Here is a 10,987-nt window from a genome sequence, read left to right as displayed (position 1 = left end):
CCGCGTTGAAGGCGCACCAGCAGGCGGCGCAGCCGGCCCAGGTGGGCGCGCGGATGGTGGTAGCGCTGGGCCAGGATGGCGTCCTCGATGTCGTCCACGCGCGCCGTGGTCTCGCGCACCACCTTGACCAGCACATCGGCCTGGGTGCGCATCAGGTGCTCCAGCAGCTCGGCCGTGCTGGCGGGGCTGTCGCCGCGGCGCACGGCGTCGCGCAGGGCATCGACAGAGCGCAGCGGCTGGGTGCGCGCGGTGATGACCAGGCGCTCGTCCAGGCAGATCCACAGCGTGGCGATGTCGGCCGAATCGAAGTTGAACTCGAAGTTCACGTCGTTGAGCACGGCGACCAGGCTGTCGTCGGCGCGCTCGATGCGCGTGGAGGTCAGGCCCTCGCGCAGGGCGGCATAGAACACGTCGGGCAGCCCCGCATGGCGCTGCAGCCAGCGCAGGGACTGGGTGTGGGTCAGGTTGAAGTGCAGCCACAGGAAATCGCGCCGGCCCGCATCGGACCGGGCTGCGGCATCGGCCAGCCACTGCGCGGCGGATGGCGCCGTCACGGCCTGCACGCACTGCCGTGTGTCACTGAAGAAGCGCCAGCCGCAGATCAGGCCTGCGTCTTCGTGGGCCTGTGCCAGGGGGGAGGCTGCATCGGTCATGGGGAGGAGGAAGCACCTGCGGAAGTGGCCTGCGCGGGCCGGGCAAGTGCGGGATTCTTGGCTGCGTCCATGACAGGGATGTGACAGGCGTCATCAGACTGTCATGCACAGGCCCTTGCGTCCCCTCTCCGCCCCCTCACTGCCCCTGCTCCTCCCCTCCCCTTGCCGCGACCCTGCATCAGCACATCACGACGTTCTCCAGCGAGAACGAGAAGGGGCGGGAATTCGCCCCCGAGCCGCCGCCGCGCATCACGATGTCGGCACGGGAGATGCCCAGCAGGGAGATTTCGGTGTTCATCTGGGAGACGATGGCCGAGTTCATGATCTGGCCCTGCTGGATGTGCGAGGCCACGCCGATCCAGATGCTGGGCTTGAACTCGAAGACGGCCTTTTGCCGGGGGGCAATCGCGGTCTTGACGGCCAGCAGCCTGCCGTCCTTGTAGCAGCTGGCGTTGATGGCGCCTTGGGGCAGCGCGTTGAGCACCTGCACTTCCTTGGAGCTGGCGCCGTAGCCTGCGGGCGCCAGGCGATCGCCGGCGGTGGACGGTGCCATCTGGAACTGCTGGCCATACTGCGCCTCCAGCTGCGGCGTGCAGTTGCCATGGCTGTCGCTGGCGCCGACCTGCAGACCCAGCGGAAAGGTGAACGGATGGTTGTCGCCCTGTCCGCAGTACTTGATGACGCGCCAAGCCACGGCAGGCGCATCGAGGTCGCTGGCGACGTTCTTCTGGAAGATGACGATCTGCGGGTGGTTCGCGTCGTTCGATTGGTTGAAGAAATTGAGTTGAACGCCCATGCATTCCTCCTGGTGGAACGAAAAGCGCTGCGGCATCCCCGGGCACTGCCTGCTGTCCCGCCACGCTTGCTGCGGGAGTCACTGTAGGGAACAACGGCCTTGCGGAGAATTACGCCCGATTACATCCCTGGGCTCACCCAGGCACGGCCCAGACCCGGTCCGCGCCCACGGCAAAGAGCTGGCGGCCTGGCTCGGGCGGCAGGCTGGCCATGCCGGTGAACAGGCCGAAGGCGGGCAGCAGGGTAAAGCCAGCGTGTACGGCAAAGCACGGCAGGCGCAGGGCGTCGCGGCCGGCGCCGCGCAGCACGATGGCGGGATGGACATGGCCGGCCAGCACATGCCAGGGCCGGGCCTGCTGCGCCTGCAGGTCCTGCGTTGGCGGCGGGGGGTGATGGCAGGCGGCGAACGGCCCCAGGTGCCAGGGCTCGTCCACGATGGCAAAGCCCAGCGCGGGCGGCGGATCGCCTGCATGGCTGTCATGGTTGCCGCGCACCAGCACCAGTTCCACGGCCGCATGGCGGCTGCGCCAGCGGGCCAGTGCAGCCAGTACAGCAGGATTGCGTGCCTCGGCCGCGTGCAGGAAGTCGCCCAGCACCACGAGCCGCCGCACGGGCAGGCCCAGAAGAAGGGCCGACAGCCGCTCCAGGTTGCCCTGCGTGGTGCCCGCCGGCACGGGGATGCCGCGCGCGCGGAAGGTGGCGGCCTTGCCCAGGTGCAGGTCGGCGATGAACAGCGTGCCCTGGGCGGGCCACCACAGCGCATGCTGGGCCAGCAGGTGCACGGGCTCGCCGGCCAGGAACATGCCCAGGCTGCCGGCCAGGGCGTCGGGGGAAACAGGACTTGGCAACGGTGCGTGGCCTTTCATCAGCGGTGCAATGGTTCTACAGCAGCGGCAAGGGCCGCGAGGGCTTGCGTACGCGGCGCGGGCGGCGGCTGGCGGCATCGGCCTCGGGGCCGTCGGTGGCCTGCAGCGAGAAATCCAGCGTGCGGCGCACGGCGGCCGTGTCCTCGTCCACGGCGGGGGGCTGGTCTGCCTTGGTTTTTTTCCGTGGACGCAGCGGTGGATCGGGCGGGACCAGGTCCTGCGTGCGCGGCTCGCTGGCTGCACCGCCAGCATCTGCCGCCTCGTGCAGCTGGGCCAGCATGCGCGCGATGCGGTCGGCCAGATGCTCGTTGGTGAGCTTTTCGCGAAAGCGCTCCACCATCAGCGGGAAGGCAAACGGGCTGGGCCGGCGCAGCGCGCTCACCACCAGCTGCTGGGCCTGCATGCGGCGCAGCGCGGCCAGCAGCTGGGCGACATCGAGTTCCTGGCTCAGCACTTCCTCGTCGGCCTGGCGCAGCAGCAGGTTGCTGTCGTCGTACTTGCGAAACACCTCGAAGAACAGCTGTGACGAGGCCTGCAGCTGGCGCGCACTGCGGCGCTCGCCCGGGTGGCTCTGGAAGATCAGGCCCGAGACGCGGGCGATCTCGCGGAAGCGCCGCCTTGCCATCTCGGTGGCGTTGAGGCTGGCCAGCACTTCGTGCAGCAGGGCGTGGCGCGCGTCATCGCTCGCCAGGTGGGCGTCGTCGGCGGCCTGGTCCCAGTGGCGGTCCGCATTGGCGGTGTTGCGCGTGGCGACCGCCTGGCTGGCGGACACGCGCCCGGGCACTGCCACGGCCTGGGCCGGCTCGGCGCGCAGCAGCTCGGGCAGCATGGCGGCCCAGTCACGCTCGGTGGCGCTCAGCAGCTCCAGCCCGTAGTCGTTGACGGCGATGGAGAAGGTGCCCGTCTCGCCCTGGGCGGCGCGCCAGGCCAGCAGGCTGGCCAGGCCCATATGGGCATGGCGACCTGCAAACGGGTAGAGAAACAGGTGCCAGCCCTCGCGCGTGCGCAGGGTTTCGGCCAGCAGCGTAGCGGGCGTGGGCAGGGCCGACCAGCGCTGCTGCACTTCCAGCAGGGGGCGCACGCAGCGCAGCTCGGGCGAGTGGTAGTCGCCCGCCGCCGCCAGCGCCAATTGCTGCACCACGAAGTCGGCCAGCACGGTGGACAGCGGCATGCGCGCGCCGGCCCAGCGCGGCACGGTGGGCCGCGTTCTGGCGGCGCGGCGCACGTAGGCGGTCATGTCCTCGATGCGCACCAGCTCCAGCACCTGGCCCGCGAAGACAAAGGCATCGCCGGGCGACAGGCGCGACAGAAAGCTCTCCTCCATGCTGCCCAGCCGCGCGCCGTGCAGGATCTGCACGCTCATGCTGGCGTCGCTGACGATGGTGCCGATGTTGGCGCGGTGCCTGCGCGCCAGCCGCGCGTCGGGCATGCGCCAGATGCCCTCCGCGTCGGGCCGCACGCGCTGGTAGTCGGGATAGGCGGCCAGCGAGGGGCCGCCGCGGTGCACGAAGTCCAGGCACCACTGCCAGACCGCAGGCGCCAGCCCGGCGTAGGCGACGGTGCGGCGCACTTCGGCATACAGCTCATCGGGCACGAAGCCGCCGCCCAGGGCCACGGTGGCCAGGTGCTGCACCAGCACGTCGGCGGGCTGGCGGGGGCTGGCGCGCATTTCCACCTGCTGCGCGCGCACGGCAGCGCGGGCGGCGGCGGCCTCCACCAGCTCCAGGCTGTGCGTGGGCACCAGGGTGATGCGCGAGGGCCGGCCCGGCGCATGGCCCGAGCGGCCCGCGCGCTGCAGCAGCCGTGCAATGCCCTTGGCCGAGCCGATCTGCAGCACGCGCTCCACGGGCAGGAAGTCCACGCCCAGGTCCAGGCTGCTGGTGCAGACCACGGCCTTGAGCGTGCCGGCCTTGAGCCCGGCCTCCACCCATTCGCGCACACCCCGGTCCAGCGATCCATGGTGTATGGCCAGCAGGCCGGCCCAGTCGGGCCGGGCCTCCAGCAGCGCCTTGTACCAAAGCTCGGCCTGCGAGCGCACATTCACAAAGACCAGGGTGGAGCCGGCCGTGGCCTCCAGCTCGCGCACCACGGCCGGCAGCATGGCCAGGCCCAGGTGGCCGGCCCAGGAAAAGCGCTCGGGCCGGTCGGGCAGCAGGGTGTCCACCACCAGGCGCTTGTCCACCTGGCCCTGGACCAATACGCCGGGCCGCGGCTGGCCATGGTCGTCCAAGCCCAGCAGGGTCTGCATGGCTTCGTCCAGATTGCCCAGCGTGGCCGACATGCCCCAGACGCTCAGCTGCGGGCTCCAGCCGCGCAGCCGCGCCAGGGCCAGCTGCAGTTGCACGCCGCGCTTGTTGCCCAGCAGCTCGTGCCATTCATCGGCCACCACCAGGCGCGCGGAGCCCAGCAGCTCGCGCGCATCGGCGCGCGCCAGCAGCAGGGACAGGCTCTCGGGCGTGGTGACCAGCACGGTGGGCAGCTGGCGCGACTGCGCGCTGCGCTCGGCGCTTCCCGTATCGCCCGTGCGTGCGCCCACGGTCCAGCGCGCCAGCGCGGGATGGCCCTGGGCCAGCGCCTGCAGGGGCGTCTGCAGCGCCTTGAGCGTGTCGGCCGCCAGGGCGCGCATGGGCGTGATCCACAGCACGGTGAGCGGTGCGGAGGCCGGTTTTCGTTTTCCGGTGTGCGCCGGCATCGGGGTTTGCGGCGGGCCCGCAAAGGCCTGCAGCGCGCCCAGCCAGACCGCATAGGTCTTGCCCGCGCCCGTGGTGGCATGCAGCAGGCCGCTGTGGCCCTGGGCCAGCGCCTTCCACACGGCGCGCTGGAAGGCAAAGGGCTTCCAGCCCCGTGCGGCAAGCCAGGCGGTGGCGAGGGGATGGGGGGAACGGGTGGCCATGGCGCGGTGCGTCAAGGGTGGGTCACGGGTCGGAGTGCGGCAGCAGGGCCGCCAGCGTGTCGATGGAGTCGGCCTCCTGCACAGGCTTGTCCTCGCGCCAGCGCAGCATGCGCGGAAAGCGCACGGCAATGCCGCTCTTGTGGCGTGCGCTGCGTGCAATGCCCTCGAAGCCCAGCTCGAACACCAGGGTGGGCCGCACGCTGCGCACGGGGCCGAAGCTCTCCACCGTGGTCTTGCGGATGATGGCGTCCACGCGCGCCATTTCGGCATCGGTCAGGCCCGAATAGGCCTTGGCGAAGGGCACGAGGGCCCGGCCCTCGGTGCCGGGCGGCGCGTTCCAGACGGCAAAGGTGTAGTCGCTGTAGAGGCTGGCGCGACGGCCGTGGCCGCGCTGTGCGTAGATGAGCACGGCGTCCACGCTCAGCGGATCGATCTTCCACTTCCACCACACGCCGCTGTCCTTGGTGCGGCCCACGCCGTAGGCGGCGTCGCGGGCCTTGAGCATCATGCCCTCCACACCCAGGGAGCGGGCCTGTTCGCGAAGTTCGGCCAGGGCCTGCCAGCTGTCGCCTGCCAGCACGGGGCTGGGCAGCAGCGCCGGGTGCGCCACCAGGGCCACCAGCTGCTCCAACCGCGCGCGCCGTTCATGCTGGGGCAGGGCGCGCAGGTCCTGGCCGCCCTCCTCCAGCAAGTCATAGGCCAGCAGCACCACGGGCAGCTCGCGCAGCAGCTTGGGTCCCAGGGTCTTGCGGCCTATGCGCTTTTGGAGGTCGGCAAAGGGGCGCACATGGGCGGGCGCCTCGCCCTGCTGGGCGGCCCAGACGACGATCTCGCCGTCGATAACGGTGCCCGCAGGCAAGGCATCGCCCATGGCCTGCAGCTCGGGGAAGCGCTCGCTCACCAGTTCCTCGCCGCGCGACCAGATCCAGGTGCCCAGCGCGTCACCGCTGCCGCGCCGCACGATCTGGGCGCGTATGCCGTCCCATTTCCACTCCACCACCCATTGGGACGGCGGGCCGAGCACGGCGTCGAACTGCTGCAGCGGCAACTGCAGCGGATGGGCCAGGAAGAAGGGATAGGGGTGGCCACGGGCTTCGCCCGAATGCGCATCATCGCCCTCTTCCTCACCTGCCACCAGCCGCAGGTAGTCGGCCGCCCCGGGCCGCGCGCCGATGTGGGTGTAGCCCATGAGCCGCTGGGCGATGCGCTTGGCATCCACGCCGCTGACGGCCGCCAGCGCCTGCGTGACCTGCAGCCGCGACACGCCGACACGGAAGGCGCCGGTGATCAGCTTGAAGTAGACCAGCCGCTCATCGGCCGCCAGCCGCGCCCATTGCATGCGCAGCGTGTCCGCCAACGCCTCGGGCGCCATGCCGCGCAGCGGCAGCAGGTGGTCCGTGACCCAGGCGGCCAGGCCCAGGTCGTGCGCGTCACCGGGTGGCGGCAGCAGCAGCGCAATGGTCTCGGCCAGGTCGCCCACGGCCTCGTAGCTTTCGTCGAACAGCCATTCGGGCAGGCTGGCAGCCTCGCGCGCCAGCTCCTTCAAGACCTTGGTGGGCACCAGCTGGCGCGGCTTGCCGCCGGCCAGGAAATAGACGGCCCAGGCCGCATCGGCAGGCGCGGCGGCGCGCAGATAGGCCTGCAGCGCGGCCTGCTTGTCGCGGCTGGCGGTGCTGGCGTCCAGCGCGCGGTAGAGGGCGGCGAAGTCCTTCATGGGGTGGGCGCCTCATCCGGTGCAGCCTGCGCAGCGGAGACAGCGGCAGCCTCGTCCTCATCGCCGTATTCGGTCTGGAAGGCTTGCGCATCCAGGCCCTGCTCGCGCAGCCAGCGCACCAGCACGGCCACGCTGCCGTGGGTGACGAAGACCCGCTCGGCGCCCGTGGCGCCAATGGCGTACTGCAGGCCGGGCCAGTCGGCATGGTCGGACATGACGAAGCCCCGGTCCACGCCACGGCGGCGGCGCGTGCCGCGCAGCTGCATCCAGCCGCTGGCAAAGGCATCGGCATGGCCGGGAAATCGGCGCATCCACGGCGTGCCCTGCGCCGAAGGCGGCGCCAGCACCAGGGCGGTCTTGAGCAGTCGTGCATCCACGCCGGGGTCGGTCACGCGCAGCGTGGCCGGCAGGTCCACGCCTGCCGCGCGGTACACGGCGTTGAGCGGCTCCACCGCGCCGTGCACGACGATGGGGCCGATGCCGCTATCCACCCCGTGCAGGATGCGCTGGGCCTTGCCGAAGGCATAGCACAGCAGCACAGAGGGCCTGCCCTGGGCCGCGTTGGCCTGCCACCAGGCGTTGATGTCGGCCATGAGCTCGGGCTGGCGGGGCCAGCGGTAGATGGGCAGGCCGAAGGTGGATTCGGTGATGAAGGTGTCGCAGCGCACGGGCTCGAAGGGGGTGCAGGTGCCGTCGGCCTCGGTCTTGTAGTCGCCCGAGGCCACCCAGACCTGACCGCCATGCTCCAGCCGCACCTGGGCCGATCCCAGCACATGGCCGGCCGGGTGCAGGGAGATGCGCACGCCGTGGTGATCGATGGCTTCGCCATACGGCAGGGTCTGCAGCGTGATGTCCGCGCCCAGCCGTGCGCGCAGCACGCCTGCGCTGTCGTCATGGGCCAGGTAATGGACGTGGCCGGCGCGCGCGTGGTCGGAGTGGCCATGCGTGATCACGGCCCGGTCCACGGGCCGCCAGGGGTCGATGTAGAAATCGCCGGCCGCGCAGTACAGGCCTTCGGGACGGGCCACGATCAGGTCGGCGGCCATGCGGGATCGGGGAAAGCAGTGCTCATGTCCCCATGCTAGTGGGGCAGTCGACGGGCGCGCGCTGGCCCGGAGCGCGGCAGGCTGTCAGCCTGCACCTACCCGCGCTGCCATGCTGCCGCAACTGGCCTGCGGCGCCCTGCAAATCGGGGAAGATAGCGCCCTGGCCCCTTCCTGCAGCCGGCCCGCCGGCTCCCTTTGATCCCACACGCACCGAACACGCCTCCATGAACAACTCCGTCGTCCGCATGTCCAATCTCTTCCTGCAGCTGGGCCTGGATGCCAGCGACCAGGCCATTGCCGACTTCATCCGCGCCCACCAGCTGGCCGCCGATGTGGATGTGGTGGATGCGCCCTACTGGAGCGATGCGCAGCGCCAGTTCCTGGCCGAGCAGCTCAAGGCCGATGCGTCGTGGTCCATCGTGGTCGACCAGCTCAGCGAGTCGCTGCACGAGGACGCGGTCAGGCGGCGCGCCGAAGGCCTGAGCTGAAGCGAGGCTGCCTGTCCACCCCGATGGCCTGCATGGACGGCAGCCCCAGGCCGCGAACGGCCATGCCGCGCCAGGACGAAGGCTGTCGGCTCACAGTCCTCCAAAGAGGTGCCTGCCCCTCAGGCCCATCCGCGTCACAAAACTGAAACAGGGAAATCGTAACATTCCCTAACAATTTTGCGATGTGCATTCCATGGATGAGTCCCGCGCCTACCTGAGCGATTCCCGGCCCCGTTTCCGCCCACCCAGCGCCGCGGACCTGTGCACCCCCGTACCCTGCATGACCGCCGACGAGACCAACGAGAAGGTGCTCGAGGTCTTCACGCGCCACCGCGATCTGGCCAGCCTGCCCGTGGTGGAGGGCGACCGCCCCATCGGCCTGATCAACCGCAGCATCTTCCTGTCGCAGTTCAGCAAGCCGTTTCGCATGGAGCTGTACGGCAAGAAGAGCTGCATCGCCTTCATGGACAAGGAGCCGCTGGTGGTCGATGCCTCCACCGACATCGACACCCTGACCGTGAAGACCGTGGAGTACGGTGAAAAGGCGCTGACCGACGGCTTCATCATCACGCGCGGCGGCCTGTTCGCGGGCGTGGGCCACGGCCTGCAGCTGATGCGTGCGGTGGCGGACATGCAGGTGGCGCGCAACCGCCAGATCATGCACAGCATCGAATACGCCAGCGTGATCCAGCAGTCGCTGCTGCGCAGCTCGCGCGAGGCCCTGGCACGCGCCTGCCCCGGCGCCGACCTGGTCTGGGAGCCGCGCGACGTGGTCGGCGGCGACTTCTACCAGTTCAGCCAGGACGGCGATGGCTGGTTTGCCACCGTGGCCGATTGCACGGGCCACGGCGTGCCCGGCGCCTTCATGACGCTGATCGCCACCAGCAGCCTGGGCCAGGCCATCAAGGAACACGGCCCGCGCGACCCGGCCGCGCTGCTGGGCCATGTGAACCGCAGCGTCAAGCAGATGCTGGGCCAGCTCGACGGCAAGGACGGCACGCCGGGCTCGGACGACGGGCTGGACGCGGCCTGCTTCTGGTTCGAGCCCGCGCACCGGCGCCTGCGCTTTGCAGGCGCGCGCCTGTCGCTGTTCCTGCTGCACCCCGGCGCCGAGGCGGTGGAGGTGGTGGACGGCCAGCGCAAGGGCGTGGGCTATGTGGACAGCGAATTCGACTTCGCCTGGAACAACATCGACCTGGAGCTGCCCGCAGGCACCCTGGTCTTCACCACCACCGACGGCCTGATCGACCAGGTCGGCGGCCCGCGCGGCATCACCTTCGGCAAGAAGCGCCTGCGCGAGCTGCTGCTGGAGCAGGCCGGCCGCACGCCCGCCGAGATCAACCGCGCCCTGCTGGACGCCCTGCAGGCCTGGCAAGGCGAGCACCACCGCCGTGACGACCTGACCTTCTTCTGCTTCAGAACCTGAATGCCTCCCATGCCCCAAGCACAGATCGCCGACAAGTACGGCAGCTTCTTCCACCTGGCGCGCCAGCACCAGGTGATCTTCTACTACGTGGGCTACTTCTCGCAGAACATCGTCGCGGCCATGGCCGAGGCCGTGCGGCTGCAGCTGGAAGTGGCCGGCGTGCCCGGCCCCACGCGGCGCAAGCTGTTCTCGTCCTTCGTGGAGATGGCGCAGAACATCATCCATTACTCGGCCGATGCCCTGACCCCGCCCCACCAGGACGATGGCGAGCTGCGCCACGGCGCGGTCTGCATCCGCCGCGAGGACGACGGCAGCTTCGTGCTGCTGTGCGCCAACCCCATCGAGCCCGGCATGGGCGAGGCGCTGCGCGCCAAGCTCGACGCCCTGCGCAGCATGACCCTGGACGAGATCAAGAAGGCCTGCCGCCAGTCGCTGCGCGACGACGCGCCCGAAGGCAGCAAGGGTGCGGGCATGGGTTTCCTGACCCTGGCCCGCGATGCGCGCGAGCCGCTGCAGTTCGACTTCGATCCCGCCCAGACCGTTGACGGTCGTCCCGTCTTCTACCTGAAAGCCACGCTCTGAGCCGCACCGGCCAGCCAGGAACGCTCCGGCACCGGACCTGGACAGGCCGGGCGCGCAGGCACGGACAACGCACCGAGATCACGCATGGACAACCTCTACATCACTCCGACCCCCAGCTCCCCGGAAGTGGACTTCCGGTTCGACACGCACACGCTGCACCTGCGTGGCGAGTCCTATCCGGAGAACGCCGCCGCCTTCTATGGCGGCATCCTCACCCGCCTGCAGGACTACCTGGCCCTGGCGCAGCCCGCGCAACAGCAGGCACCGATCCAGGTGCACATCGCGCTGGCCTACTTCAACAGCTCCAGCACCAAGATGCTGTTCAACCTCATCGAGGCGCTGAGCGAGGCCGCCGAGGCCGGCCGCACCGTGGCCCTGCACTGGTACTACGACGAGGAAGACGACACCATCTGCGAATTCGGCGAGGAGCTGCGCGACGACTTTGCCGCCATTGCCTTCACCGGCCATCCCGTGAAGGCCGCGTGATGGACACCGTGGCAGCACCCGCCGCCTGCGCCGCTCCT

General features: G+C 70.1%; 10 protein-coding genes. 4 read left to right on the top strand and 6 right to left on the bottom strand.

Annotated elements, in window-relative coordinates:
* The 6 genes from L995_RS04500 to L995_RS04475 form a co-directional block, all read right to left on the bottom strand.
* On the bottom strand, positions 1–653 hold a 653-nt coding region (locus L995_RS04500), incomplete at its 3' end, for a CorA family divalent cation transporter (RefSeq protein WP_047469537.1).
* Between the two features lie 178 nt (positions 654–831).
* The gene (locus tag L995_RS04495; RefSeq protein WP_016448183.1) at positions 832–1,449 is read right to left on the bottom strand and encodes a hypothetical protein; all 618 of its coding nucleotides are present in this window, start codon (positions 1,447–1,449) and stop codon (positions 832–834) included.
* A gap of 133 nt (positions 1,450–1,582) precedes the next feature.
* The gene (gene pdeM, locus L995_RS04490; protein WP_047469534.1) at positions 1,583–2,314 is read right to left on the bottom strand and encodes a ligase-associated DNA damage response endonuclease PdeM; all 732 of its coding nucleotides are present in this window, start codon (positions 2,312–2,314) and stop codon (positions 1,583–1,585) included.
* A 16-nt stretch (positions 2,315–2,330) separates the two neighbouring features.
* On the bottom strand, positions 2,331–5,207 hold the full coding sequence (locus L995_RS04485; RefSeq protein ID WP_047469540.1) for a ligase-associated DNA damage response DEXH box helicase: 2,877 nt from the start codon (positions 5,205–5,207) through the stop codon (positions 2,331–2,333).
* A 22-nt stretch (positions 5,208–5,229) separates the two neighbouring features.
* Complete coding sequence (locus L995_RS04480; protein WP_047469531.1) at positions 5,230–6,921, bottom strand: ATP-dependent DNA ligase; 1,692 nt, start codon at positions 6,919–6,921, stop codon at positions 5,230–5,232.
* Positions 6,918–7,967, bottom strand: coding sequence for a ligase-associated DNA damage response exonuclease (locus tag L995_RS04475; RefSeq protein ID WP_047469528.1), 1,050 nt, complete (start codon positions 7,965–7,967; stop codon positions 6,918–6,920). The genes L995_RS04480 and L995_RS04475 overlap by 4 nt, the downstream gene beginning before the upstream one ends.
* A gap of 224 nt (positions 7,968–8,191) precedes the next feature.
* On the opposite strand from L995_RS04475, the gene L995_RS04470 reads away from it, so the two are divergent.
* The 4 genes from L995_RS04470 (at position 8,192) to L995_RS04455 (ending at position 10,949) form a co-directional block, all read left to right on the top strand.
* Positions 8,192–8,455 (top strand): DUF2789 domain-containing protein, encoded by a 264-nt coding sequence (locus L995_RS04470; RefSeq protein ID WP_017404395.1) that lies wholly within the window; start codon positions 8,192–8,194, stop codon positions 8,453–8,455.
* A gap of 193 nt (positions 8,456–8,648) precedes the next feature.
* A complete protein-coding gene (locus L995_RS04465; protein ID WP_047469525.1) occupies positions 8,649–9,881 on the top strand; it encodes a SpoIIE family protein phosphatase in 1,233 nt (410 codons plus the stop codon).
* Positions 9,882–9,890: 9 nt separating this feature from the next.
* Complete coding sequence (locus tag L995_RS04460) at positions 9,891–10,463, top strand: SiaB family protein kinase (protein WP_016448190.1); 573 nt, start codon at positions 9,891–9,893, stop codon at positions 10,461–10,463.
* A gap of 84 nt (positions 10,464–10,547) precedes the next feature.
* Complete coding sequence (locus L995_RS04455) at positions 10,548–10,949, top strand: DUF1987 domain-containing protein (RefSeq protein WP_047469523.1); 402 nt, start codon at positions 10,548–10,550, stop codon at positions 10,947–10,949.
* The last annotated feature ends 38 nt before the right edge of the window (positions 10,950–10,987 follow it).

The sequence above is a fragment of the Delftia sp. ZNC0008 genome, from assembly GCF_000799035.1.
Taxonomy (GTDB): domain Bacteria; phylum Pseudomonadota; class Gammaproteobacteria; order Burkholderiales; family Burkholderiaceae_C; genus Comamonas; species Comamonas tsuruhatensis.
The sequence above is the reverse complement of the archived record's forward strand: the minus strand, read 5'-3'. Positions and strand labels throughout refer to the sequence as shown.